Below are 26,138 nucleotides of genomic sequence, written 5' to 3'. Positions count from 1 at the left end.
GCTCAACCCTTCGCCGCTTCCAATAGCAATCCATTCAAAGGTAAAGTCAATAAAGACGTTGCGCCGCGCTGGAAAGTCTCTAGAGGCAAGTCTTGAATGGCCAACTCAAGTTGCTCCTGCCAGTCCAGCGTCCGCCCATAGCGAATATGGGTGCGCAGCTCAGTTTCCATATCGGCACTGTTTAAACGCCCCTGACGCAGGGCATCCAACAGGTTTGCTTTCAATGCATCGAACTCCATCTGGGTAAGTGCCTGCAGGCTAGGTAAAAAGTCCAGATTAAAGCGGGCAATCCGCCCATGCAATTGTGCGGCACTGGCTACCGGAGATTGGACGAAATAACCCAGATAATGAATGCCCCTGCGCTGTTCGGCTCCGGCTCTGACGGTATAGCCTAGCTGTTCCTGAGTGCGTAGTTGATGGAAAAACGGCGCTTTTAGCATGCTCCCCAACAGCTCGACCAAGGCGATGTCATCCAGCGTTTGAGCCTTTGGTTGCAAAACCAATCGCACCGCGCTGTCCGATCCCTCGATCATGCGAGTCTGCAGCGGAGTGGGCCACTCTCCATCCCACATGGTCGTGGCATTTGCTTGCTCCTGAATATTCCTTTGCAGTGCCAACACACGTTGGCCAAGCGCATCGACCGTGGCGGATGGCACAGGCCCGTAAACCACTAAGGTCATCCTGGCATTGTTCAGGTAATTCTCAACAAACTGGTTGTAGTCACTTTCCTGTAAATCGCGCAGCGTCAACAAATCCTCGCTTGGCAGACTTGCCAAACCTAACTGGTGGTCAAGCAGTCGGCTGCTTTGCACCGTCAGTCGTTCACGCTCAAATCCCTCAAGTGCATTTATTCGGCGTACCAGGGTCTGCTTTTTTGCCTCATCTGACAGCGTTTGCTTTTCCAGGCCACCAAGCAAATCCGAAAACAGCGCAGACCAATTACCGCTTTGGCCTTTTATCTGCAGGCGCATCCCAGTACTTGTTGCAGTAATTCCAGCTTGTATGTCAGCCGCCGACGCCTGTTCCAGGATGGGTTCCAATTGCTGTTCAAGGCGCTTTTCCCGCAGGGCATTGAGGGCATCAAAGTCAGCGCCTTTAGAATGGCTGTCAATATACAAGGTGATGGCGGTATAGCTGTCAGCGGACCGGCGCGGTGGTAGATACCAGATATCCAGACCCGCCAGCGACTGATGCTGCAAGGCGTTGGCAACAGTGTGAGTTTCTGCTTCAGCAAAATATGGGGAGACCGAAGGCGGCGTAAAAACCAACTCAGCTAAGGTCCAATCAGGTATCAAGGCGCGCTGATATTCGGTCTGATAAATCGGTTCCCGGCTTTGGGTATTGAGATTACGCCCTTCCCTGACCACCAACATATTTTCGGGCTTAATGGCAGCCCAATAAGCAGCTAAAGCACTTGGATTAAAGCCTGACGACAGATATCCCTGGCTCAGCACCTGACTGGCCGGGTATTCCAGTAAGCGTCTGGATAGCTGACGAACCTCATCGGCCCCCACATGCTCAGGTGAATTATCAAAACGAGTGGCCGATAGCCTGGCAAACAGCTTAAAAACCGAAGGGTTTAATGCCTGTTCACGTAGCATTTGAAAATAGGCGTGGGTCGCTGCGGTGATAGTGCTCTGTTGGTCTTTACCTGAATTAGTTAACACAAACTCTATGCTTAGCAGTTCGTGCTTATCGTCCAGATAAGAAATAGAAGCCGAGAGACTTTGGACCCAGCCTTGCTCGCGCAAGTAATTTTCCAGACCATTGGGGTTAAAACTTTCCAGCAACCATTCGGTGTACTCATCCACCATCGAGTCCCGACCAACCTGGCTGGAAGGCATTGGGAAGGACAAGGTTAGCCGCTGACGCTTACGCAGGGTTTTGATATCCACCTGACGAGGCTCATCGGCGAGCAAAGGAGCGGGTTGGGATACCAGCGCTTTTCTGCAGTTATCGGCTATGGCGCTGAACTTGTCTTTGGCCTGTTGTTCAAGTGCAGCCAAGGACTGAGGCCCAGCCAACACCAAACTCATGCGGGAACTGCAATAATAATCCTGGCCGAAGTCGGTCATTGCCTTGTGCAGGGTCAGGTTTTCACTGTCTTGCAGGGTATCCAGATTACCGGTGGAAAACTTCCTATAGCCGTGTTCAGGGTTAAACAGCGTGCGCATCACTTCGCGCTTACGCCTGAAGGCATCCTGAAATTTCATGCTGAACTCTGCATTGACCGCATGACGCTCTTTGTAGACCAACTCGGCGGGCAACAAAGGTCCGATAAATTGCCAGGCGAACCTGTCCAGCGCAGGCTCAAAGCCATCACCCGCAGTTTCAAAATAGTAATTGGTTGCCTGCGCGGAGGTGGAGGCGTTGGAGCGGCCGCCCTGATCAGCGAGAAACTGTTTGTATTCAGCGGCATCCGGGTATTTCTGTGAGCCCTTTGACAGCATATGCTCGTATAAGTGCGCAAGACCCGGCATTTGCTCAGGATCCTGATAATAGCCAGCTTTAACGGTCAGGGAGGCATAAGCTTTTGCCAGTGCGGTATCGCTTAGAAGCAGCACTTTCAAACCGTTATCCAATTGCAGATAGTGGTAACTGGCTGGATCCTGTTGGCCTTTAACTATCTCAGTATTTCTGGCTCCCTGAGGGGATAACTGACAAGCGCTGAGGGGTATCAATAAGGTAAGCGACACAAGCCACTTTGGCATGGCATTTTCTCCCGGTCTGCATATTGGTGTAACAGTGCAAACCCTAAACGCCAGCCCCAAACAGGCTCAATGCGGGGGATCTCCTTTTTACCTCTATTCTTTCTCTATCCGCCTGTATTACCGCCAATTTAGTGCGTTTGCGCGGCTAACCAGGCCTTAAGTTGTAATGCATTGCCGCGGAACAATATCTGCCTAGGTCGCTTACTCAGCTGGTAATCATACATAGGATCATAATAGTCGCGCAGCAAGCGGGTAATCCAAACGCGATGCAAATCGGCATCGCCGGTATTTGCTTGTTGAACCAAGGCCTGCTGCATCAGAGTATTCAGTTGCTGGTAGGCTTCACCGCCAAGACGACGGCGGATACGGAACAAGCTTCCCTGCAAATAGGCAGAAAATTGCGCAAATGCATCATCCGCATAATGCGCTAAACTGGCGGCGAAGCGCTGTTGTATATATTCATCAAAGATGCACTCCACCCGCTCATCCAATGAAGAGTCAAGAATGATGACGGGTGCCAGAGCCATTTTCTCGCGCAGGGATAGCGGCAGCATAAGCGATCCTATGTGGCCACACTCATCCTCCATAATAGTGGTCTGCGTCGCCTTTTCACCGAGCTTCAACAGACTGATCGCCAACTGGTTTTCAAAGCTGATCTGGGTCGGCTGCGGTATTAAGCCTGCGCCAAAGCTTGAGCCCCGGTGCCTAGCCAGGGATTCCAGATCAACGGCATTGCCAAGTTCCTGTAATAACAACGTTTTACCCGAACCGGTGCGCCCTGCCAGCAAAATGATATGCTGCTTGGCCACTTGCAGTTCCAATTCATTTAGCAAAAACTGACGCAGCGCCTTGTAACCGCCCTTGATGCGCGGATAACTTACTCCGGCTTCCTGCATCCAGCTCTGGGTAATTTGCGAGCGCAGCCCTCCCCGCCAACAATACAGGTAACCTTGAGGGTGTTTTTGCGCGAACTCACACCAACGCCCGAGTCGCTCTGCTTTTATCTCACCACTAACTAGCTTATGCCCCAGGTTGATAGCAGCTTGCTGACCTTGTTGTTTGTAACAAGTTCCAACTTTGGCCCGCTCAGCATCTGTCATCAGCGGTAAACTTATGGCGGTGGGAAAAGCCCCTTTAGCAAATTCAGCCGGCGCCCTGAGATCCATCAGCGCAGCATCGCTGATAAACACCTGCCGGTAATCATCAAACTCAATAGCCATTTCAGCACACCTCAATCCACATCGGCGAGTGCGGCTCAATCAGCTCGCCTATGGGCTGTGCATATAAGCCCTCCTCGGCCAACAGACTCTGCACGATCTCGCGGCTAGCCTTCGCTGCGGCAATCAGCAGGCCACCGCTGGTTTGAGGGTCGCACAATAAGTGCTGCTGCAGGAGGTTTTGTAGCACTACCTTGTGCCCGTAGCTGTCAAAATTGCGCCGGGTGCCGCCGGGAATACAACCTTGTTGCAGATAATACTCAATTGGGTCAAGCCTGGGGATGGCATCAAACCAGAGCCTAGCCGCTAGGTTACTGCCTTCGCAAACTTCCAACAAATGGCCGAGCAATCCAAATCCGGTAACATCGGTAATGGCACTGACGTCTGGTAACGTGGCCAGTTTTGCCCCCACTTTGTTCAATTTACACATCTGATCCCGGGCCAAAAACTGGTGTTCAGCCAGCAGTTTTCCCTGCTTTTGTGCGGTGCTGAGCACGCCCACGCCAAGTGGCTTGGTCAGATAGAGTTCATGCCCGGCTTTAGCGGTATTGTTTTGCTTTAGCTGAGAAATTGGTACCTGGCCTGTCACCGCCAGACCAAAAATAGGTTCAGGCGCATCAATGCTGTGTCCGCCGGCCAATAAAATGCCGGCATCAAGGCAAGCCTGACGACCACCGTCTACCACCTGCCGGGCGACATCGGCTCCCAGCAGATTGACCGGCCAGCCGAGAATAGCGATGGCCATCAGGGGGGTTCCGCCCATGGCATAGATATCACTGATGGCATTGGTGGCAGCGATACGGCCAAAGTCAAAGGGATCATCAACTATGGGCATAAAGAAGTCGGTGGTGGACAGCACAGCCATACCGTTACCCAAATCATAGGCAGCGGCATCGTCTTTACTGCTGTTACCAACCAACAGCAAAGGATTGTCGGGAATAACGAGCTGGCTGCTCAGGATCTCATCGAGCACCCCAGGCGCAATCTTACAGCCACATCCTGCGCCATGACTGAATTGGGTTAGTTTGATCTTGTTCTGCATAGCCTGTCGATTAAGGGATTTTCAATTCCCCAACATAAGGCTTTTATTCCACACTGTGAAGTGTCAGTTCAGATACAGACCACTGACAATACAAACCACTAAAGCACCAAATTGCAGATACCGAAACTTCCCTGAACTTGCCTGCAAAGTGACAAGTACAATCAATGCGGCCGCTGTCATCGTACCTAACCAGATTAACACCGCGTATGCTGCCCCTTGCCAGACCCAGGCACTTAATAGCGCCACTGCCAGCAGGCACCAAGCGCCGATAAGCATCCAGCGCCTCTGGCCCACTCCGGGGTCTTTGCCATAAAGACGTCGAAACTGAACATGCCGGCTAGTGGCAAAAAAACTCATGGCCAGTACATTTAGCGCCATCACCAATAAATAGCTCATCAGCAGTACGCCTCACTACGCGACTGGCCTGGTGCTGACGAAGCCGACTTGGCACAGCATGCGGCTCCCCACAGTGCGACTATACCGCCCAGCATCACGCACAACTCCAGTGCAGCTAGGGGCCACTGTCTGGATTGCAGATAAGCAATAAGGTGATAATTCGTGGTCATGGCATTCACCATAGGCAACGCCAGCGCCATGGCCGCCACCAGCAACCAGCCCAAAGCCCAGCTTTTATGGTCGGCGCGAATCAGTGCCAATACCAAGGTCAGGGCGAAACTGATAAAGAACCCATTTATTTCCCATTCAGCACGGGCGTCGAGCCCCGCAGGCAATAGGCGGTTAAGATACAGAAACACCATAGCGGACAACGGCAGACCAACGACAGTCGCCAGATTCATGCCTTGTACCAAGCGCAGATTCCAACCTGGAGGGCGTCCTAGCCGGAGGTTTTTCTCAACCAAACGTCTGGCCCATAATATCCCGCCTGAGGCGACCATCACACAGCCCAATATGCCACCAACCACAAACAACCAGCGCAAAGACCAGGGCGAGAATTGCGCCGTATGCAGGGCAATCATGGTATTGGCTGTCCTTTCTGCCGCATAAAACTGCGCTTCTCGGGTTGTGCCCAATACCTCTCCGGAGGCGTCATACAAGCTGGCTCTGGCGTAATGCGCAATCACACCATCGGCTTTACCGTACAAGGTAATGCGGGCATTGATATCTGCCGGGTTATCTATGCTGATACGGCTTATCGCTGCTAACTCTTTGTTATCTTTGAAATGTCCAATAAGTTGTTGCCAGTCAACTGGCTGGGAAAGTGGCTGCCCTGCCCTGGCGACAGGTTTGAAGGTTGGATTCTGGTCGCTAAAAAAGCCGGCCATACCGCCGGGATAGACCTTTTCCACTGGCGCGGGCATATACATAAACATTAAAGTGAGCAAACCGGTATAGGTGATCATTAAATGAAAAGGCAAGGCAAACACTGCACTGAGGTTATGCAGATCCAGCCAGGTTTTGGCCCCTTTTCCGGCTCTAAAAGTAAAAAAATCCGCAAAGATACGCCGATGAATCACCAGGCCTGTAATTAATCCAACCAACATCACCATCGCGGCGGCACCCACTACCCAACGAGCCGTCATGGGCGATATGTAGTGCAAATCGAAGTGCAATCGGTAAAAGAACTCTCCCCCTTTAGTATCCAGCAGAGCCGCCCATTGTGTATCGCCGTCCACACTAAGATAACCTTTCACGACACTAGCTCGTCGTTCACCTGGCGGCGCTGCCTCTCTGTAGCGCCAATGCAGCAAGGGCTGACGTTCGGTAGGTAAGTCAATTACCCAACTTGTTGCATCCGGCGCACGCTCATTTAGCAAGTTGAGTGCACGGCTAAGCCCCGCTGCATGCTGGGTATAGTCAACCGGCTTCAGCCCATGGCTTTGTGGCTGCATCCACCAGGTAATTTCGTGACGAAAATAACTCAGGGTTCCGGCGAAAAACACCAGGAAAAGCAACCAACAGGTCAACAGTCCTGCCCAGGTGTGTAGCCAGGTCATAGAGCGGAAAAACGAGCCCCTCATGCTACCACCCCAGCTAATCCGTAGTTAAAGACCCAGGCCAACAGCCATAAACCACCGAGATCAGTAAGTGCCCGCCAATGATGTCGAACATAAAATGCCCACATAACCAGGCCAGCGTAGAGCAGAAATGAAAACAGCATGACACTGAGCACAGATTCCAGTGGCGCTAATGGCAGAATTCGGCCACACAGTACCGCCAACTCCGAGGTTGCCAGATAGCCAACCACAGCCGCACTGATAACACGCAATAACACCCCAAAAGAATAGAGGGATACAGCAGACAATTTCATTCCCTGAATTTTAAAAACGAGAATTATTATCAAAAAGAACTGAAAACTCAAGAGCTAAGCCCCTCATTGAGCTAAACCAGCCGTGGATATAGCGATCCCTGCCACTGTGCATCAGCACTAAGCAAAAAAAACCGCTCGGAGAGAGCGGCTTTTTATCTATTCACAAATTTACGCCAACGCGACTCGTCTGGTCATCGGTCTGCCTCGCTGCCACATTAACAGCCCGGCCAACAACGCGAAAAATCCAAATAAAGAAGGTTCGCTCACCTGACTTGGCGGATTGGAGCCGACAGGCGTGAAGGGATCGTAGTTGATCTGCATATTCCCTTCCCAGGAATTCGCCATAACTTGCCCCCATATCACCGATGGGTTAGCGTAAATAGCTGCATTGGGCGCCAATACTGAGCCAAATACATCAGAGGCCAGATTCACCTGAGTCGCGCCAGCAAAGTTGTACAGTACCTGGCTGGCTAGGCGCCCCTCCAAATTATGCTCTTCGTAATGCTCGCCGGTCCGTTTACCGTTAATAATCACGCTGTGCTGCTTTAAATGCACGCAGCCAGTTTGACCAGCATCACAGTCATAGCCTGTCCAGTTTCCCTGACCGGCTGCGATACCGTTAGGGTTAGTGACATTAAAAATAATAGTGGCGTTGTCTGCTACGCCATTCACAAACCAATCAGTACTGGCATTGATTTGCTCTTGGGTCACATTAAATACATAAACGTTGTCTTCAGGAGTGCTGGTCGGATTAAAGTTCAGTTGGCTCCATTGATGCTCGGTTACAGCCGACACAGTACGTCCCGCCAAGTCCTGTGAAAGCTGATTGAGATGAGCAAAAGCACTATCGAAATCAACAGGAAGCTGGTTAGCGTTGACCTTAATCAGATTAGCTTCAATATTGCTGCCAGAGACCGTGCCGGCATACACAAGGTCACCAGAATGCGGTGCCAAATGGGCGCCGTCTTCATAGACGTTAAGATGACCTGAGCCCGATTTAAGCACACTACCGCCGACAACCAGGCTAGGACCGCTGCCCATGCCAAATGCATCGATCTTAAAACCTACGTCGTGGCCACCATTAACCACCACATTGCCACCTACAGCAATGCGTCCCTGAGTGTCAGAACCGGAAACGTTAAAGTTTTGCTTGAGAAACAGGTTGTAATCAGCGGCCTGGCCAAAGTCTACAGGACCTGCAAAAACAGACATACTGCATAACAAAGTAACCGCGGCTGTTAGGAACTTCATAAGCCATCCCCTGTTAAAATTCGCTCAATTATACAGCAACTTGGCAAGTTGACAACGCTGTCAGTTGAGACCAGTTGCCACACAGAATCTGATATGACTCACTTTATCTTGCCGCGTAACTCATCGGCTAAATTTTGTTGTAGGCCATGAATCACGGCCCGTTGCAGCATTCTACTGGCCTGCTCATTTTCACCCAGCAAATGCAAGGTGTAAGCTAAATGATACAGAATCATCGGATTGCTGCTGTCGCGCATCTGCGCTTCCCTCAGCAAGGTCAGCGCTTTGCCAGTCTGCCCCTGTCTGGCATATATCCACCCTAAGGTATCGTTAAATTGCGCAACTTGTGGTGCCAATTGATTGGCTTGCTCGGCATACTGCTGCGCGGCCACTAAGTCACTATCCATCAGGTAGTAGGCCAGGTTATTGAGAAATATCGGGTTTTCTGAAAGCTTGGGATAGCCCTTTAAGGTGGCGATCGCCAATTCCGATGCATTTTGCTGAGCTGCCAAGTTAGACAGTTGTGCCACAGCCCAACTGTCCAGAGGGTTACTCTTTAACCATGTCTGTAGTAACTCTAAGGCGTTATCAACCTGCTCATACTGGCTATAGAGCGACGCCAGCATCTGCATATTGGCACGTTGTGGTTCTGCTAGATAAAGACGTTCAGCTTGATTGAGTGCCACTTCCACCTGACCATCTGCAATCAGGGCATGAACCCTGAGTTCTTGCCAGCGGGGGTTGTCAGGCATGCTTTTTAAGCCATTATCCAGGATTGCCAGCGCAGATTGGCTATTGCCCTGGGCCAGAGCCACGCGGGCCAATAAATATATGTCTATCCGGGCAGCATCTAAGCTACGCAATCTGGCCAGCGATTTTTCTGCCCCAGGCAGATCCCCTAGATCCAGCTGCTTGTGCGCTACCGAATGCAGTTTAACTAGGTCGTCATACGCCAGACCATACAAGGCCTTCAAGGTACTAACCGCTTTGTCTTTAAAGCCTTGCGCCTCTTCCAGCTTGGCGCGGGTGAACAATAAAGCCTCATCCAAGTTACGACGCTTTAGGATCTGCTCAAGTACCCCTTGAGCATCTGCCCAGCGCTCTGTCTGCAAGTAGAGTTCCAACAGCGCCCGGTTAGCCTCGATGTCGTCACTTTCCCGCACTTGCTCCAGTAAATAAATGGCTTTACCTGTATCGCCGATAGTCATCGCCAAATCGGCATACAGCTTGTTAGTCGCAAGATCCTTAGGATCCTTTGCCAGCACCTGCTGATATTGTGCTTCTACCTTCTCCAACTGTTTTTGATTCAGATACATACCGGCCAAAGCCAAATGTGCCACCTTAAATTCCGGGGCCAGACGAATGATCTCGTTAAAAAAGCGCTCTGCGTTGTCTGGTTGACCCAGCTTCAGTGACAATTCACCGGCCAACTGCAGTATTTCTACTTTGCCAGGGTGCTCATCCAATAAGGCCTGCGTGGTCTTACTGGCATCGGCCAGTTGTCCATGCTGCAATTGTAAAAAGCCCAATAAGGTGCGACTGGCAAGATCATCACCTTGCGTCTTCTCAAGTTGTGTCATGGCTTTGGTATATTGACCACTGGTGACCCAGGCTTGAATCAGAGCCTGACGCACACCTGTATGAGTGGGAAAACGCTGTTGCGCTTCTTCCAGTAGCGATAGGGCTGCTGATAGTTGCCCCAAGCCCTGTTCGATGGTGGCGGCCAGCACAAATACCTCGGGATCCTGCCTTGATATTGCCAAAGAGCGCTCCACCTGGCGCTTAGCCTCACGCCAGTTACGTTTTTGCAGCGCGATCATCGCCAGATAGCGGTGCGCTGAAGCAGTCGGACCGTATTCATGAATAAAGTTGTCGAACTTGAGACGCGCCGAATCTAACTTACCGCTGGCGTAGTCTACAACCGCACTCAGAAAGCTCACTTCACGCATTTTACGCACAGAGTCGTCCACACCAGATAGCTGGTGCTGAATATCGGTCAACAGTTGTCGCGCTTCACGCTCCTGACCTTGCTGAGCGACCAGCGCCGAATGGATTAGCTTGGCGTATGGATTACCTGGGTTCTTTTCGCGAAAAGCCAGTACCAGTTGCAAGGCTTGCCCTAACTGCTCGCGCTCCACAAGCAATCCTGCCTTACCTAACATTGCCTGCTCGCTTCCAGGTTTTAGGCGCAATGCGCGGTCATAAGTTTGTTCAGCCAGCTCAAAGCGTTCTTCGATACGGTATAACTGCGCTTGTAAAATCAAGGCGGGGAAGTAATCAAGGTCGACACTAAACACCTTTGCAAGCAATTCAGATACACCCGCCAGGTCATCCCGTTGCAGTGCCATCTCAGCTAAAGCCGTCAAGGCTTCACGGTGGGCTGGCGCGAGGTTCAGGGTTTGTTGAAAAGAAGCTTGTGCGGCCTCTCGATTGCCCTGTGATTTTTCTACTACGCCACGTAAATAGACATAATCCGGCATATTTTGCAGAGAAGCATACCGCTGCAAAAGGTCTTCAGCGTCGGTGAGGAGATTCTGTAAAAGCTTGGCCCTGACCAGATTGAGCACCACAGCCCGCGCGTCGGCTTGCATGTCCAGCGCCAGCGTCAACTCTTTATCTGCGGCGGCAGCATTGCCAGACTCTAGCAGCACCTGTCCCATCAGTACCCTGGCTGGCAAATAATCCGGCTGTAAACGTAAGCAGTTTTTCAGCTCAATAATGGCAGCATCCGCTTTGCCTTGCAGTTGATACTTAATTGCCGCTTCGTAATGAGCTGAGGCCTCATTGGCAGACGCCGGCAAACAGCAAAGCAAAAGCACTGCACATAAAAGTCGTTTCATGGCTTTCCAGGATCCGTGGATTAATTGGCGCAAGGGTAAACGCAGAAAAGTCAGGAGACAACAAAGGTTGTCAGAATAGGCCTGGCATTAAAGTGTGCCTCAGGCCTCGCCTTCCATCTTCAACAGCAAAGCTTTTATATCGTCTTTTGCGCTGACAATATGCTCCTGCAGAAATGCACAGGCTTTTGAACTGTTGCCGCTACGGCACAAATCCAACAGTTCCTGGTGGCCATCAGGGGCACGATCCACACCACCTGACTGCATAATATGCATACGGGCATAGCGCTCAGAGTTCTTGTTGAGCATATTAACCAGCTCTTCGGTATGCGGGCGCTCTGCACGGCTGTATAGCTTGGCATGAAAACGACTGTTAAGTGTACCTGTTGTTAGGTAGCTATCACCTGCAGCGGCAGCGGTTTCCAGCTCATTGAGCAAAGCTTGTGCCTCAGCAAAGTCCTGTTCAGTCAATTTGTGGATTGAATGTTTAAGTAGTTCGGCTTCTAACAATGCCCGCAATTCAAAGATTTCATCCACCTGGGCAGCAGAGAGCTCTGTCGCTGTCGCCCCTTTATGGGCTTCAAACTCAACCAACCCTTCACCTTCCAACTGCAGCAGCGCTTCACGAACCGGGATCCGGCTGACATTCAGTTCTTCTGCCAAGGCCGCTTGACGAAGCGGATCGCCAGCCTTAATGTCACCGCTGAGAATCTTCTCTCGTATCGCTTCAACCACAAGTTGAGTGCGGGTTTTATGTTCTATCGCCATGATGGCTCCCTGATTGCATATCGCATACATTATACTGATCCCGGATCTGAGTACCAGTGGCGCCACTATAGTCATAAGGCTTAGCACTATACCCTGGCAGCATAGTTGGTTGCTAAAAGCCGCGCCGGGCAAGGCTTGCGAAGATGATGTTGGTCAGCCTCGGGCAGACAAATAAAGGCATTAGGCCAAAATACAACCCTACCGCCTCAGTCTGGAACTGAGCGTTCTTGTTGGAGAAACAGATATGAGCACCCTAGGTATAGGTGGCAAAACCCCGGAACAGGCATTAGCCCTGCTGTCGAATATGACCAACGACCTGCAGCCAATTGGCCTTGATGAACATCAAGCCAGAATTGCAAAAGCCCAGGCCTACATGCAGGCCAATAATATTGCGGCCATTTATCTGAATGCAGGAACGAACTTGGCCTATTTCAGCGGTCTGCGCTGGTATGCCAGTGAACGCATGGTAGGAGCGGTTCTGCCAGCTCAGGGCGACCTGGAATTTATCGCCCCACATTTTGAAATCGGCACATTGAACGATTACATGCTGGTACCCGGCAAAGTTAACGCCTGGCATGAACATGAGTCACCTTATGCACTGTTTCTCAACGTGCTAGCTAATATGGGAATAGAGGCTCCGGCGCGAATCGGTATAGATGAAAGTGCCCAGTTCTTTATCTTCGATGGCATCAATCAACTTCAACAGGGCTTTAGCTTAATCAACGCCAAGGAAGTCACAGCCCATTGTCGTATGCATAAATCAGCATCTGAATTGGCCTTAATGCAGCGCGCTATGGACATGACCCTCGCCGTACATAAAGCCGCAGCCAGTATTTTGCATGAAGGTATCAGTACCACTGAAGTGGAACAGTTTATCCAGCAAGCGCATCAAAAAGTGGGGGCCAGCGGATCGTATTTTTGTATCGTGCTGTTCGGTGTGGCGACATCTTTTCCGCACGGCGTAAAACACGCCCAGCAACTGAAATCCGGTGACATGGTACTAATCGACACCGGCTGTAAGGTACATGATTATCTGTCCGACATTACCCGCAGCTACGTATTCGGCCAGGCTACTCCTCGCCAGCGAGAACTGTGGCAGGCCGAAAAGCAGGCGCAAGCAGCCGCCTTTGACGCAGCCAGGCTGGGCGTTGCCTGTGAAGAGGTCGACAAAGCCGCCAGACAGTCTTTGATGCAAAGTGGCTTAGGGCCGGATTATCAGCTTCCCGGCCTGCCTCATCGCACTGGTCATGGTATCGGTATGGATATTCATGAGTGGCCCTATTTGGTAGGTGGTAACAGGCTGCCTTTGGCACCCGGTATGTGTTTTTCCAACGAGCCGATGATAGTCGCCCCGGAGGAATTCGGGGTGCGTCTGGAAGATCATTTTTATATGACCGAACATGGTCCTCGCTGGTTTACCCAACCCAGTCATAGCATTGACGATCCTTTTGGCCTGAGTGCGTGAAAACTGCCATCTGAAATTCGCGCCCGGATTAGGGCGCTATTTCCTAATTTGGTATAGGATGAAGAAAACCCCACCGGAGTTGGTTATGGATGCATTTCTTCAGGCGGCAATTGAGCAGGCCAGATTAGGTCAGGCAGAGGGCGGGATCCCCATAGGTTCTGTGCTGGTGCACAACGGTAAAATTCTGGGTGCCGGGCACAATCGGCGTGTACAACAAGGTAGCGCCATTTTGCATGGAGAGATGGATGCCCTGGAACAGGCTGGACGCCTGCCAGCCAGCGTGTATCGCGAGTCCGTGCTTTACACCACCCTGTCACCTTGCTCAATGTGTAGCGGCGCCATCTTGCTATACGGCATACCCAAAGTGATTATCGGCGAAAATAAAACCTTTATGGGCGAGGAAGATCTGCTTCGGCAACGCGGCGTGGAGCTCAGCGTGCTGCAAGACCATGACTGCATCGCCATGATGGAAGACTTTATTACCCAACACCCGGAGCTTTGGAACGAGGACATCGGCGAGTAATCGCCTTAATCCGGCATGCCGGCAACATCCATAGCTATGCCAAACCGCTTGCAACAGATACACAGGGTTCTGATGCTATGTCTTGTCTCCCTGTTTTTAAGCCCTGCTATTCAGGCCCAAGAGAAAATCGCTGTCGGGGTTTATGAGTATCCCCCCTTCTTTGTTCTGGAAGAGCAACAATCCCGAGGGGTTATCCCCGACCTTTTGCAGCTTCTCAATCAAGCCCAGGATAAGGTTGAATTTACCTTATTCGTCACAACCGCTCGACGTCGATATAAAGATTTCCAGGACGGCAAGTTTGATATGTTGTTGTTTGAGAGTCTGGACTGGGGCTGGCGGGGTTACCCTCTGGATGCCTCTATCACGTTTTTTACCGGTGGGGAGGTATGGGTTGCGTTGGCATCCCTGGACCGCGATCAGCGTTATTTCACTCAGTTTGAAGGTAAAAGGTTGATTGGCGTGCTGGGCTATCATTACGGCTTTGCGGGCTTGGACGCCAATCCAGACAGTCTACGTCAACGCTTCGGCATGCAACTGGTGGATAGCCAGGATAAGGTTATGGGGTTGCTGTTGCAGGAGCGTGCTGACATGGGCTTAGTGGCAAACTCTTTTATCAACCGCTATCTGTATCTTCACCCTGAACTCAAGTCCACTTTACTGATATCACAAAGCTTCGACCAGCAGTACCAGCATGGGGCACTGCTACGCAGAGGAGTCGGTATTGATATTCATTGGTTAAACACCTTATTTACCGAACTACAAAACAAACAACAATTACATGCGTTGTGGCGCAAGCATCACTTACTCAAAGAACCTTGAGTCAGCTTCTGAGATATCAAACAACCAGTAAGCGCCTTGTACCTGTGAATTTCATGCAGGCTGTGACATCATAGCGGCCCTGTTTTGCGCCTTGCCGGGAGCACGACCTGCTCAATGCGTTCCATCAAAGAACTGGAAAAACTGTTTCGTAGCCAGGATTGGCAGGAAGCCCGTGAGCTTTACCATGAAGGCGTGATCGAAAGCCTGCATTATGACCCTGACGAACGGATGCTTAGTGGTTCCGTCGCCAACGAACGGGGTAACGGCCATTTTCAGGTCTTTATCGATTGGGGACTGTCACAGCCGGTGTGCGACTGCAACTGCCCGCAAGGCAAGTTCTGTCGCCACGGTGCCATCTTGGTTCATGGTGCCCTGGACGATACCAATCCGTTGTTGGAAAGCCGCGATGAACAAGTGGCAGCTTGGCTGGACAGACTCAAACCGCAATCCTATAAGGCCGTCAAACCCAACCAGGATATCCTTATCTATCTGCTGTCGTTGGCCAAAGTACGCGACAGTCATGGTTTTAAGGTGGATATCCGCCTGACCAAGCGCCTCAAAAGTGGTCAGTTAAGTAAAAGCCTGCGCAATAGCTACCTGTCAGAATCTCTGCTGGCCGAAGTCGATGCAAATGAGCGGCATTTACTGGCGGACCTAATGGCCTCCCGAAACGAATATGGTCTCGTCCCAAACCTTGATGACCTGGCTGCAATATTGGCAACGGGTCGCTGCTACTGGCAGGAAATGGGCAACAGCCCCGTTACGCTGGCGCCTCCCCAATCCGGCAAGCTAAGCTGGCACCAGCAAGGTGGCGCTTTTCATCTGACCCTGAATGTCCCCGGTCTCTCGGCTAAGGACTTGATTGCCAGTCACCCGCTTTGCTATCTGGACAACAGCACAAAAACTATTGTGCCGCTGGATTTTCAGCTTACACCTGAGCAGGTCATGGCGCTGCTGGATGCACCGCCTCTTAGCGAAGCACAGCTGGCCTGGGCGTGGCCAATGATGCAAGAGTGGCTGGGTAACAGTCCGGCGCTGACACCTCCCCCTGTCGAGCTGCCGAGCAAAACCACAGCACCTGTACCTGTGCTGGAATTAAGTTGTACCGACAGAAAACCAGCATCCTGTATGGCAACATTGTGGTTTGATTATCAGGGTCAGCGTATCAGCCCTTATCTGGCTGACGCGATCTTGCAGGACAGTCACGGGCAGCCACTGCCACGCAACAAGCCCGTTGAACAGCAGGCTATCGACATCTTGCGAAGCGCTGGTTTTAGCCTGGCACCAGCGTCCTTCAATTATTGGTCGGTGCCGGATTTTCAACTTTGTGCCGAATCGGATAGTTGGTTTGGCATACTTCATCAATTACTGCCTTCTCTGCGAAAATCAGGCTGGCAGGTGCATTGCCCGGCTGATTTTCCTTATAGTCTCAGCCACGCCGACAGTCAGATAGAAACGCGTATAGAGGAAGAGGACGCCAATTTCTTTTCCCTGTCCATGATGATTCAGGTCGGTGACAAACCTTTACCCCTGCTGCCTATCTTGCGCACCGCGTTACAACAGCTGTCAGCGGAGCATCTGCACAATGAATTTCAGGATGCCGGACTGTATCTGTACATTCCACTTAGTGATACCCAAGCCTTGCCCCTGCCAATGGAGCAAGTCAGGCCGATATTGACTCAGTTTGTTGAACTCTTTATGCCCGGTAGCCTCAGGGCTGACGGCAGTATCCGGCTGTCTAAGTTTCAAAGCCATCAAACCTTAGCCATGTTGAACCAACATAGTTTGTTAGGTCAGGGACGCTCCCGGCTACGGGATATTGCCGCCAGTTTAAGCCGTTTTGATGAAATACAAAGGGTAGACCCGCCCCCACAATTAGCCGCCACGCTGCGCCCCTATCAGTTACAGGGGCTCAGTTGGATGCAATTTTTACGTGAGTACGGGCTGGCAGGCATTCTTGCTGACGACATGGGGCTGGGTAAAACCCTGCAAACCATTGCCAATTTGTGCGTGGAAAAACAGGCCGGACGGCTAACTAACCCGGCGCTGATCTTAGCTCCCACCAGCGTCATTTTTAACTGGCAAAACGAATTAAAGCGTTTTGCCCCGCATTTGCAAGTTAGCTTGTTACACGGCCCTCAGCGTCAGCAACAATTAGAGAAACTGGGTTCAGCGGACGTGGTGGTCACAAGTTACCCACTCCTTGCCCGCGATATTCAGCACCTGCAAGCTCAGCACTGGCACTATCTGGTCATGGACGAAGCTCAGCTATTGAAAAACCCCGCAACCCGTCTATATCAAGCGGTACAGGCCCTGGATGCCAACTATAAGTTGTGCCTGACAGGCACCCCCATGGAAAACCATATTGGCGAGCTCTGGGCGCTGTTTAACCTGCTCTTACCAGGCTTGTTAGGTAGCCAAATTCAGTTTAGCAAGCTGTTCCGCCAGCCCATTGAAAAGCATAATGACCCAGAGCGACGCCAACTGCTTGCTGAGCGTATCCGGCCATTTCTGCTCCGGCGCAGCAAAGATAAAATTGCCAGCGAACTGCCAGCCAAAACCGAAATTATCAGCAAGGTCAGAATTGAAGGTAAGCAGGCCGAACTGTACGAGTCGGTGCGTTTAACGGTGGACGACAGTCTACGTGAAGTGATCGCCAGCAAAGGCCTGGGGCGCAGCCAGCTGGAAATTCTGGACGCCATGCTAAAGTTGCGTCAGGTATGTTGTCACCCACAGTTAATGTCTTTGCCCACCGCGCAAAAGGTCAAACAGTCAGCCAAGCTTGAGTTGTTGTTGGAGATGCTGCCGGAGCTGGTCAGTGAGGGGCGACGCATTTTACTCTTCTCCCAGTTCACCAGCATGCTGGATATTATCGAGCAGCAGGTTCAGGGGCTGGGTATTGATTATGTAAAGCTGACCGGTGCCACCCGTCACCGTCAACAAGTGATTGAACAGTTTAAACAAGGCAACGCCCCGCTGTTTTTAATCAGCCTCAAGGCCGGTGGTACCGGCTTAAATCTGACCGAGGCCGACACTGTTATCCACTTTGATCCCTGGTGGAACCCGGCCGCGGAAAACCAGGCGACGGATCGCGCCCATCGTATTGGTCAGGACAAACCGGTATTTGTTTATAAACTGATAGTGGAAGGCTCTATCGAAGAGCGCATTCAGCAGTTGCAGCAGCAGAAACACCGGCTGGCGCAGGCCATTCTCAGTGACGAGATGGACAATCTCAGCGAAGGCTTCAACGCTGAGAATCTACAATTACTGCTGCAACCTTTAGTGGTGGCCGACAGCTAAGCTCCCTCTGGTGCTGGTTGCTGTCTGGTCCTTAGCCAGATACGTCCCATCGCCGTTATCAGCGCAATGGCGAACACCAGTCGGCCCCAAAGAATGGTGCTAAGATCGGCGCCGAGCAGCAAAATCAGCAAAGTGTCTTCAATCAGACTGTGGGTCAGGCCCAAAAAACACACCACCAGCAAAGTATCGCGCTTATTGATATGACCACTGCGCACTTCGTTAATCAATAACCCGGCACCGTAAGACAGCCCCAGCAACATACCAACAATAGTGATATTGGAGGCTTCCTTACCTATAGTCAGGCAACGCATCAGTGGCGACAGCAATTGCTGCAGCACCCGCTCAACACCCAGCCAGCGCAGAATACGCATCATCACCACCAGGCTGGATAAAATCACCAGGATCCAGGCCAATAGTTTTAACTGGGCAATCCCCCAACCCAACCAGCCGGGTTCACTGGCCTGAGGTTGCCACAAAAGCTCGGCCGGTTGCTGCAACAGCCCCAAATAACTGAATAGCTGGCTGAACACAGCCGCCAGAAACAAGCCGCTACCTATTCGAATCGCCAAGGTCAGACGCCAACGAACCCCGGTAGCTTTCGCCACTGCCCCTTCAATCACCAGCGAGTGAGCCACCAACATCAGTAAACCCAGAATGCTGATTTGCGCCACGGTATATTCCTGCCCGACGGACAGGGTATAGAAGGCCGCCATACCGGTATAGATATTGGTCAGCATGGTCACCGCCCATACCAACCCAAGCTCACTTGGCAGTCCCAGCAGTTCGACTACCGGACCCAAAGCCACACCTAACCACTGGGTAAATCCCAGGGTATCCAGTAATTTCACCACCAGCGTTGCCGGTACCATAATCTTGATCAGGGTCCAATAAGCTCTGGCAATATCGCTGACAATACCTTTTAAACTGCTGTGTAACTCGGGAAAGCGGGACAACATAGCATCTCCATAACGGCTTGGGATGCATATTCTAGAAGGAGTTAAGAACTTATATTTCGATTCTTTCAGCTATAAGTTAACTTATATTTCTTTTTTAATCGCGGAATAGTATTAATGTTTCTTGATCGCATAGATAAAGCCATTTTAAGACAGCTTCAGCGGGATGCCGCCATAACCAATTTGCAACTGGCTGAAATTGTTGGTCTGTCGGCACCTGCCTGTCTGAAAAGGGTCAAGCGGCTGCAAAAAGAAGGGGTCATTCAGCGCCAGGTTGCCCTGCTTAATCCGGACAGCTTTGGACCCTGTCTGCATATTCTGGTGGAAGTCACCATGCAAAGTGACCGGCGTGAACTGAATGCGGCCTTTATCCAAAAGCTCAAACATATGCCGCAGGTTAAGCAATGCTACGAAGTGACAGGTGAAGTGGACTTTGTTTTGCTGGTGCAAGTGCCCGATATGCCTTCTTACCAGCAGTTCTGTGAAGCGCTGTTATACAGCAACCCCAATATGAAGGCCTTTACCACCCTGATCTCTATGAATCGGATTAAATATGACACCAGTCTGACTATTGCAGATTAGCGCGTCCTCCAAAAACAGCCACCAATACCTCGATAGGCTTACTAACAGAATGGTTGGTCGGCCCCCGACGACTGCAGCCAAAGGTTACCACCTTCATGATTCACTATTGGCGCGGACCAAATGAGCGCAAATTTCAGCCACCATGTTCACAAAACCAGCAGTCGCGCTGTTTATACCACTGGTCGTAGCAGCAAATCCCACAATTGTAATAATTAATTCTTATAATACCGGCCTTTAGCGAAGCTTTTAACACACAAAACAGGAACCATAATGAAGAACGGAGCCCCCACCAGCCACTTTGGAAAAAAAGCCCTAGCTTTAGCCGTGGCCAGTGCCTTTGTTGCAGCCTCAGGTTTAACCAGTCTTGCCGCCCAGGCTCAGACACAAGAGCAGACAGCTGCCGATATCGAAACCGTCACTGTTACGGCCCGTAAAAAAGTCGAGACTATTCAGGATATTCCTGGCGTGGTTAATGTACTAAGCAGAAAGCAGCTAAGAGCCAACGGTACCGGCGATGCCGAGTCTCTGGCCCTGAATACCCCTGGGGTGGTGTATAGCGAAACCTACGCTGGTGCTTCCTCTCCCCGTATTACCATTCGTGGTGTCGGTGATGACGACTTTAACCCTAACGGCTCTGCCTCAGCCGCCATTCACGTTAATGGTGTTTACCAGGGTACCAACGGCCTGTTAAATGGTCAGTACTTTGATATCGACCGCGTAGAAGTGTTAAAAGGCCCGCAGGGCACTTTGTACGGCCGTAATGCCACTGCCGGAGCAGTCAACATCCTCAGCAAGCGCCCCGGCATTGAGTTTGGCGGTTACCTCGATCTGGATATCGGTAACTACGGCACCTATCGCGGCGAAGGCGCGGTGGATCTGCCTGTATCTGAAACTTTCCTGGTCCGCGTAGCCGGCATGTATGAAAGCTCTGATGGTTTTTATGAGCATTTAGGCACCGGCCCCGCCACGGGCTTTAGCTACGCCCCCGGCGTGATTGCTCCACAACAAGAAGTTGCCGCACAGGGTGACTGGGGCGGGGCTGACAGGCAATCTGCACGTATCACCGCCGAGTGGGAAGCCTCGGCCGACACGCTGGTAAGCGCCCGTTTAACCTTGGGTAAAGACGACAGCGAGCTGGCCATTCCCGATGTCAGTGCTGACAACTGGGCAGAATATGCCAAGTCTAAAGCCTTTTTCCTGAACCCGCAGGACCCGGCCTTGATCGAATTTGCCAAAGCATTGGATAACGATCCTTTCACTGTGTATTCCAACATGCTGCCTAAGCTGGATTCAGACCAACAAGCACTGAACCTGCAGGTAGATCATGACTTCGAATCCGGTATGACAGGTACGCTGTTGGTAGGCTATGAAGCCCTTGATCGCCAGTACGAAACCTCAGACAACCTGCCATTCTCAGTAGCCGACTATGGTTTTGAGAACGACTTTTCTCAGTTTACCGTCGAAGCGCGTCTCGCCGGTGACCTGGCTGAAAATATCGGCTGGTTAGTGGGCGCCTTTATGCTCAAAGACGACATCGACTTTGGCACCAACCTACGCTTCCTCAATTCCGGTTTATGGCAAACCGATGTGCGTACCGACTATCAGCAGGAGCGTGATTCTTTTGGTTTGTTCGCCTCTTCTGACTGGACGCCGGTAGACTGGTTTACCCTGGAAACCGGTATCCGCTACTCAAGCGACGAAGTCACTTTCAAAGGCCAAACCAAGAACCTCGACCCTTATGGTGTATACGGTAAGCCTCCCAAGTTCTTCCCAGCTGGTGAGGTTTATATCGGTGTGCCTATCGCCCCGAATGCCCCGCTGCTGTTTGACGAATCTCTGGATGACAGCGAATTCACCTGGAAAGTCAGCAGCATCTTCACTCCGGCCAAGCAATGGCGCTTATATGCCACTGTTAGTACCGGCTACAAAGCTGGCGGCTTCGATGGTTCGACAATCCTAACTCCCCAGGAAGCGCTGCCTATCGACTCAGAAACCCTGGTGGCTTATGAGTTAGGTGCCAAATACCGTTCAGACAACGGTTTGCTGAGCGCTGAAGTCAACCTGTTCAATTACGACTTTGAGGATTATCAGTCTACCGCCAAGCTGATGGTCGCCGGTGCCAGCACTAACGTACGTGCTAACGTTGCCGATGCCACCATTAAAGGCGCAGAGTTGGCCTTTACCTTAAGCCCACTTGAAGGTTTGGAAATTCGCGGTGGGGGTGCCTTTATCTCATCTGAAATTGATAACTTCCAGGGTGAAGACGCCACTATCGAAGGCAATGATCTGCCGTTCTCGCCGGATCTGTCGTGGAACCTGGCAGTGGTTTATGCCACGCCTATCAGCGAACAGTTCACCTTGCGTACGCAGCTAGATGCCAGCAATACCGGCGAACACTATCAGACTATAGATAACAATGACCTGGTTGACGGTTATACCGTTACAAATGCACGTATCGCATTGGAAGCTGAAGACTGGGAAGTGGCATTGTGGGTAAGAAACCTGGCGGACAAAGACTACAACGTAGGCTTTTTCCCTACCACGGGCTTAACTCCTGACACCTTCTTAAAAGGCGCGCCCCGCACCTTTGGTGTGAACTTTATGATGAACTTCTAAGGTTGCCTAAGATACTTAGGACCTTAAGATAAGTAAAAAGGCGGTGCGCATTGCGTACTGCCTTTTGCATTTCTAGCACGTCATAGGGCTTAAAAAAGCCAGCCGATTTAATCAATAAAAGCCGGTAAAATTCGCTCAGCGGTGATTTGCAGATAACTGGCGTCATTGTCATGGGCGGTATGCACTATCATCAAATCCAGCGCCTCAATCAGCGTAATAAACTGACCATGCCCGCCTTGGGCACTCACCGCATAATAACTTTTGTCCCCTACCTTTAAATCAGCACCCCACCAGAAATAACCATAGCCCTGACTGGACGTATCTTTACCACCATAGTGGAAGTCCTCATCACCGGTTAACAGGATACGACTGGTGGCTTTGGCCAAATAGGCTTGTGGAATCAATTGTTGCCCTTGCCATTTGCCTTTATTTATCGCCAAACTGCCCCACTTGGCCATATCCCTTGATGTCATTCGAACACGCCACCCCGCTTCCGGCAAACCGCTTGGGTGCGTTTGCCAGTGATAATTGCTGATACCCAGCTTGTCGAGCAGTTCCCTTTTAATAAAGGCTTCGGCACCGCCCGGTACCACAACTTCAATCACCTGCATCACCAGATCTGGACCTGTGCCATATAGGAACTGCTGAGACACTTCGGTAATAGGTGCACTGTGCTCAAACATAGTTTGAATATAACCCTGACCTTTTAGTTGACCGGGATTTTTCTCAAGCTCCTGCCACTTCTCTCTGGAAATGCGAATGCCGGTGGTCATGGTCAGGGCATTATTCAGGGTGATCCGCTCTACCCCTTGCACAAATTTCGTCGGGTCCAGATCAGGTAAAAAACTCATCACGGGTTTGTCTAGGTCTGCCATGCTCAGATAGCCAAGCTGGATAGCCCGCCCCAATGCCAGACTAGTATAAGTTTTGGTCGCTGATGCCTGAAAATGGGCTAAATTAACTCTCCCACGCAAATAGTAAGATTCAAACAATAATTTGCCTTTGTGGGCAATCAGCAAGCTGTCATATTTACCATGCTTCCCCGCCGCGATTTCCTCTGCCAGCTTGACTATCAAATCCTGCTTGCCACCATCAACACCCAGCTCTCCAACCACCAAGCCGTCGTTTCTATCCGTCGGCGCGGTACTGATGAAGGCTGAGTCTAGCAGTGGTATTTCTCGGAATGACAAGGAGGTTTCAGCAGCAGTAGCTTCTGGCGCGACCTTGTTATGATATTCTGCGCTTACTTGAAAAGCGGCACCAAACAGCGCACAGGCCAGTAAACATTTCAAATGTGTCGTCATAACAATCCTTAAACTGATAACCGCACCTGGTCGGTGCATCTCTAACAAACCGGCTATCAATCTAAGGCAGGTGACGTTAAAAAGGCTGACGTCCTGATGAATTTGTCGTGACTTTGCGCTGACGAGGCGTGCAGTTGAAGTCTGATCTTCACATTTCAGAAAGCCGCAGATAAAACTCGAGGATTGCGCCGGGTTTCCCCGGCATAGCGTTAAAACCCAATCTGTACCGCGACGCCTAATAACACCAAAGCGGTGACAATAAAGATTGCCCATAGCGGCAACACAAACCTCGCCCATTGCGCCCAGCCGACATTGGCAGTAGCCAAATAGGCCAGTAAGGTGCCGGAGGTAGGTGTGAGCATATTGGTAATGCCGTTACCGAATAAAAAGGCCAGTACCGTGGTTTGCCCTGATACCCCGGAAAGCTGCCCTATTGGCCCCATAATTGGCATACTGACGGCGGCTTGTCCTGAGGTTGAAGGGATCAAAAAGTCCAGCAACAGCTGCGCCATAAACATACCACTGGCGGCCACGGTTGGACTGCCCTCGCCAATCAGTCCCACCAGACTATGCACCACGGAATCAAGAATTTGTCCTTGTTCCAGGGTCACAGCCACGGCTGAAGCCACACCAATTAAAAAACTGGCCAACAGCACTTTTTTCATACCGCTGACAAAGGCATCGGCGGCACCATTAGCTCCCAGACCGCTGATAACCGCCAGCAATAAACTGATACCTATATAGTAGGCAGAGAGGGCTTCATGCTTCCAATGCCAGGTATTTGAGGCATAAACCAAAAAACCGATACTGGCCATTAGCACAACCAGCATCAAGCTATGACGCCAGGACAGGCGGCTGTGATTCAGCACCAATTCGACTTGTTCGCCCTTGGCCTGGCGGCGGATCACCCACAGCATAAAGCCGATACCAATCAGCAAAAACACCAGATAACAGGCAAAGCGAAAACCGGCACCACTGAATATTTGCAGTCCCACCAGCGGCTGCGCAATGGTCAGTGGCAAGGGGTTGGACACTGAAGATAAATACCCCACTTTGACCGACACTGTGACTATGGCAAAGCCGATAATGGGTGCCATACCCAGGCGCTGGGCCATGGCCACCATCAGCGGGATCACCAGCAGGTATTCCGACGCCAGCCCCAGGAAGGTACTGCCAGCGGAAAACACCAGCATCAGGGCAATCACCAGCACATAGATATTGCCTTTCACCAGACTAAGCAAGCGCTCAAGCCCGGCATCTACTGCGCCGCCTTTGGTCAGAATGCCAAACATACCACCGATAATCAGCACCATAAAAATCAGCCCGGCGCCCCGTTCAAGGCCCAGCGGAATGCTCATCAGCAATTCGGTAATGCTGACCGGATAAGCCTGCTCTGCATCCCCCGCGGTCGCTCTGAATAAGTGGGCCACTTGTGGCTCTTTATCTAATACCTGATAAGAGCCTGGCACCACCAAACGGCCATTTCGCTCATAGCGCCCGGACTCAACAAAGTAACTCATGGCACCGGCCAGCACTAAAATACCCAGCAAAATAATCAGCGGGTTTAGGGTTTTACGCTCACTAGCGTTTTCAGCCATGACGCGTCTCCCCACATTGCGATTGCACATAGTCCGCCATACTGCGGGATACCTCAGCAAGATCCTGCTGAAAGGCTGCAAAACGATGGCTTGGCGCAAACTGCGTTTCGTCCATATACAAGGCCCGGTTTATTTCAATCTGCATACTGTAACGTCGCGCGGCTGGATTAGCATAGTGAGTGACCAGGTAACCGCCTTTATATGGCTGATTACGCACCACAGAGTAGCCAAGCCGGATGAAGGCATCTTCTACGACCTGAATAAATCCGCCATCACTACACAGACCATCGTTATCACCTAGCACCACATCCGGGCGCTGCTGACCACTATCCACATTCATACGATTGCCGGTGGACTTCATGGAGTGGCAGTCCACATGCCATACCGCCCCGAAGGCCTGATGCAATTTATCCAACTGGCTTTGTAACGCCTGGTGGTAAGGCAGATAAAAATCCCGTATACGAGTGGCAACCTCTTCCACCGCCAAGGGCTGGTTATACATAGGCACATCCGGCAGCGCCAAGCGGCGTATTAGCCCCATGCCCCTGTCGCTGTAACGAGTGGGATTACACCCTGCCCAGGGAAGACTGAGCATCGCCGGGTCGATATCATCCGGTGCTCGGTTAAGGTCAATAAACATGCGTGAATATTTCGCACTGAGCAGGCTGCCACCCACCGCCAGTGCCGGTTGCCAAAGTTCGTCAACAAAAGCATCCCAACCGGTTTTTAGCTGAGTGTCAGTGGCATTACAAACAAAGCCTTTAGGAAACAAGCTGCCGCTGTGTGGCGAGTCCAGCAGCAACGGCAGCGGCTTGTGCTGGCTGGGCTCGGCCAGAGAATAGGTTGATATCATCAAAACACTTCCAAAAAATACCGGCCCCCGCAG

At 51.4% G+C, this 26,138-nt stretch carries 19 protein-coding genes; 6 read left to right on the top strand and 13 right to left on the bottom strand.

Translation table 11 applies throughout. The annotated features are described in order from the left end of the window. Positions 1-2 precede the first annotated feature (2 nt). The 9 genes from KJY73_RS13105 to KJY73_RS13065 form a co-directional block, all read right to left on the bottom strand. Positions 3-2,711: an insulinase family protein gene (locus KJY73_RS13105; RefSeq protein WP_214344170.1), complete on the bottom strand. Its 2,709-nt coding sequence runs from the start codon at positions 2,709-2,711 to the stop codon at positions 3-5. A gap of 128 nt (positions 2,712-2,839) precedes the next feature. Beyond that, complete coding sequence (gene mnmH, locus KJY73_RS13100) at positions 2,840-3,931, bottom strand: tRNA 2-selenouridine(34) synthase MnmH (RefSeq protein ID WP_214344169.1); 1,092 nt, start codon at positions 3,929-3,931, stop codon at positions 2,840-2,842. Position 3,932: 1 nt separating this feature from the next. Next, complete coding sequence (selD, locus tag KJY73_RS13095; protein ID WP_214344168.1) at positions 3,933-4,970, bottom strand: selenide, water dikinase SelD; 1,038 nt, start codon at positions 4,968-4,970, stop codon at positions 3,933-3,935. Between the two features lie 63 nt (positions 4,971-5,033). Beyond that, entirely contained in the window at positions 5,034-5,366 is a 333-nt protein-coding gene (locus KJY73_RS13090; RefSeq protein ID WP_214344167.1) for a DUF3325 domain-containing protein, read from the bottom strand. Then, entirely contained in the window at positions 5,366-6,949 is a 1,584-nt protein-coding gene (locus KJY73_RS13085; RefSeq protein ID WP_214344166.1) for a PepSY-associated TM helix domain-containing protein, read from the bottom strand. Before KJY73_RS13085 ends, KJY73_RS13090 begins: the two co-directional genes overlap by 1 nt. Continuing rightward, entirely contained in the window at positions 6,946-7,233 is a 288-nt protein-coding gene (locus tag KJY73_RS13080; protein WP_214344165.1) for a hypothetical protein, read from the bottom strand. The genes KJY73_RS13085 and KJY73_RS13080 overlap by 4 nt, the downstream gene beginning before the upstream one ends. 174 nt (positions 7,234-7,407) lie before the next feature. Continuing rightward, positions 7,408-8,490 carry a collagen-binding domain-containing protein gene (locus tag KJY73_RS13075; protein ID WP_214344164.1) on the bottom strand — a complete coding sequence of 361 codons (1,083 nt, stop codon included), beginning with the start codon at positions 8,488-8,490 and terminating at the stop codon, positions 7,408-7,410. Between the two features lie 98 nt (positions 8,491-8,588). Continuing rightward, positions 8,589-11,327 carry an XrtA/PEP-CTERM system TPR-repeat protein PrsT gene (gene prsT, locus KJY73_RS13070; RefSeq protein WP_214344163.1) on the bottom strand — a complete coding sequence of 913 codons (2,739 nt, stop codon included), beginning with the start codon at positions 11,325-11,327 and terminating at the stop codon, positions 8,589-8,591. A 99-nt stretch (positions 11,328-11,426) separates the two neighbouring features. Next, the gene (locus tag KJY73_RS13065) at positions 11,427-12,092 is read right to left on the bottom strand and encodes a GntR family transcriptional regulator (protein ID WP_214344162.1); all 666 of its coding nucleotides are present in this window, start codon (positions 12,090-12,092) and stop codon (positions 11,427-11,429) included. A 244-nt stretch (positions 12,093-12,336) separates the two neighbouring features. On the opposite strand from KJY73_RS13065, the gene KJY73_RS13060 reads away from it, so the two are divergent. The 4 genes from KJY73_RS13060 (at position 12,337) to KJY73_RS13045 (ending at position 18,199) form a co-directional block, all read left to right on the top strand. Next, positions 12,337-13,557, top strand: coding sequence for a M24 family metallopeptidase (locus KJY73_RS13060; RefSeq protein WP_214344161.1), 1,221 nt, complete (start codon positions 12,337-12,339; stop codon positions 13,555-13,557). 85 nt (positions 13,558-13,642) lie between these two features. Beyond that, positions 13,643-14,080: a nucleoside deaminase gene (locus KJY73_RS13055; RefSeq protein WP_214344160.1), complete on the top strand. Its 438-nt coding sequence runs from the start codon at positions 13,643-13,645 to the stop codon at positions 14,078-14,080. A gap of 72 nt (positions 14,081-14,152) precedes the next feature. Next, a complete protein-coding gene (locus KJY73_RS13050; protein ID WP_214344159.1) occupies positions 14,153-14,899 on the top strand; it encodes a type 2 periplasmic-binding domain-containing protein in 747 nt (248 codons plus the stop codon). A gap of 114 nt (positions 14,900-15,013) precedes the next feature. Continuing rightward, entirely contained in the window at positions 15,014-18,199 is a 3,186-nt protein-coding gene (locus tag KJY73_RS13045) for a DEAD/DEAH box helicase (protein ID WP_214344158.1), read from the top strand. Here KJY73_RS13045 and KJY73_RS13040 read toward each other — a convergent pair. After that, positions 18,196-19,155 (bottom strand): nucleoside recognition domain-containing protein, encoded by a 960-nt coding sequence (locus tag KJY73_RS13040; RefSeq protein WP_232848597.1) that lies wholly within the window; start codon positions 19,153-19,155, stop codon positions 18,196-18,198. The two genes, KJY73_RS13045 and KJY73_RS13040, sit on opposite strands and share 4 nt — an antisense overlap. 114 nt (positions 19,156-19,269) lie before the next feature. On the opposite strand from KJY73_RS13040, the gene KJY73_RS13035 reads away from it, so the two are divergent. Both KJY73_RS13035 and KJY73_RS13030 read left to right on the top strand, forming a co-directional pair. Then, a complete protein-coding gene (locus KJY73_RS13035; protein WP_206594125.1) occupies positions 19,270-19,734 on the top strand; it encodes an Lrp/AsnC family transcriptional regulator in 465 nt (154 codons plus the stop codon). Between the two features lie 270 nt (positions 19,735-20,004). After that, positions 20,005-22,350, top strand: a complete 2,346-nt coding sequence (locus KJY73_RS13030; protein ID WP_214344157.1) for a TonB-dependent receptor — start codon at positions 20,005-20,007, stop codon at positions 22,348-22,350. A 107-nt stretch (positions 22,351-22,457) separates the two neighbouring features. Here KJY73_RS13030 and KJY73_RS13025 read toward each other — a convergent pair whose 3' ends face one another. From KJY73_RS13025 to KJY73_RS13015, 3 genes are all read right to left on the bottom strand, one after another. Further along, positions 22,458-23,654 carry a serine hydrolase domain-containing protein gene (locus tag KJY73_RS13025; protein ID WP_214344156.1) on the bottom strand — a complete coding sequence of 399 codons (1,197 nt, stop codon included), beginning with the start codon at positions 23,652-23,654 and terminating at the stop codon, positions 22,458-22,460. 209 nt (positions 23,655-23,863) lie between these two features. Further along, a complete protein-coding gene (locus tag KJY73_RS13020) occupies positions 23,864-25,252 on the bottom strand; it encodes a YfcC family protein (protein WP_214344155.1) in 1,389 nt (462 codons plus the stop codon). Next, positions 25,245-26,105, bottom strand: coding sequence for an N-formylglutamate amidohydrolase (locus tag KJY73_RS13015; protein WP_214344154.1), 861 nt, complete (start codon positions 26,103-26,105; stop codon positions 25,245-25,247). The genes KJY73_RS13020 and KJY73_RS13015 overlap by 8 nt, the downstream gene beginning before the upstream one ends. Positions 26,106-26,138: the final 33 nt, after the last annotated feature.

The sequence above is a fragment of the Bowmanella yangjiangensis genome (assembly GCF_018531185.1).
In the GTDB taxonomy this organism is placed as follows: Bacteria; Pseudomonadota; Gammaproteobacteria; order Enterobacterales; family Alteromonadaceae; genus Bowmanella; species Bowmanella yangjiangensis.
This window is presented reverse-complemented; position numbering and strand designations above follow the sequence as displayed.

Coding starts and splice junctions, on each gene's coding strand:
- KJY73_RS13055 (WP_214344160.1), top strand. CDS start 13,643: ATGGATGCATTTCTTCAGGCGGCAATTGAGCAGGCCAGATTAGGTCAG.
- KJY73_RS13035 (WP_206594125.1), top strand. CDS start 19,270: ATGTTTCTTGATCGCATAGATAAAGCCATTTTAAGACAGCTTCAGCGG.
- KJY73_RS13050 (WP_214344159.1), top strand. CDS start 14,153: ATGCTATGTCTTGTCTCCCTGTTTTTAAGCCCTGCTATTCAGGCCCAA.
- KJY73_RS13075 (WP_214344164.1), bottom strand. CDS start 8,490: ATGAAGTTCCTAACAGCCGCGGTTACTTTGTTATGCAGTATGTCTGTT.
- KJY73_RS13015 (WP_214344154.1), bottom strand. CDS start 26,105: ATGATATCAACCTATTCTCTGGCCGAGCCCAGCCAGCACAAGCCGCTG.
- selD (WP_214344168.1), bottom strand. CDS start 4,970: ATGCAGAACAAGATCAAACTAACCCAATTCAGTCATGGCGCAGGATGT.
- KJY73_RS13040 (WP_232848597.1), bottom strand. CDS start 19,155: ATGTTGTCCCGCTTTCCCGAGTTACACAGCAGTTTAAAAGGTATTGTC.
- KJY73_RS13065 (WP_214344162.1), bottom strand. CDS start 12,092: ATGGCGATAGAACATAAAACCCGCACTCAACTTGTGGTTGAAGCGATA.
- KJY73_RS13060 (WP_214344161.1), top strand. CDS start 12,337: ATGAGCACCCTAGGTATAGGTGGCAAAACCCCGGAACAGGCATTAGCC.
- KJY73_RS13025 (WP_214344156.1), bottom strand. CDS start 23,654: ATGACGACACATTTGAAATGTTTACTGGCCTGTGCGCTGTTTGGTGCC.
- KJY73_RS13085 (WP_214344166.1), bottom strand. CDS start 6,949: ATGAGGGGCTCGTTTTTCCGCTCTATGACCTGGCTACACACCTGGGCA.
- KJY73_RS13090 (WP_214344167.1), bottom strand. CDS start 5,366: ATGAGCTATTTATTGGTGATGGCGCTAAATGTACTGGCCATGAGTTTT.
- mnmH (WP_214344169.1), bottom strand. CDS start 3,931: ATGGCTATTGAGTTTGATGATTACCGGCAGGTGTTTATCAGCGATGCT.
- prsT (WP_214344163.1), bottom strand. CDS start 11,327: ATGAAACGACTTTTATGTGCAGTGCTTTTGCTTTGCTGTTTGCCGGCG.
- KJY73_RS13105 (WP_214344170.1), bottom strand. CDS start 2,711: ATGCCAAAGTGGCTTGTGTCGCTTACCTTATTGATACCCCTCAGCGCT.
- KJY73_RS13045 (WP_214344158.1), top strand. CDS start 15,014: ATGCGTTCCATCAAAGAACTGGAAAAACTGTTTCGTAGCCAGGATTGG.
- KJY73_RS13030 (WP_214344157.1), top strand. CDS start 20,005: ATGAAGAACGGAGCCCCCACCAGCCACTTTGGAAAAAAAGCCCTAGCT.
- KJY73_RS13020 (WP_214344155.1), bottom strand. CDS start 25,252: ATGGCTGAAAACGCTAGTGAGCGTAAAACCCTAAACCCGCTGATTATT.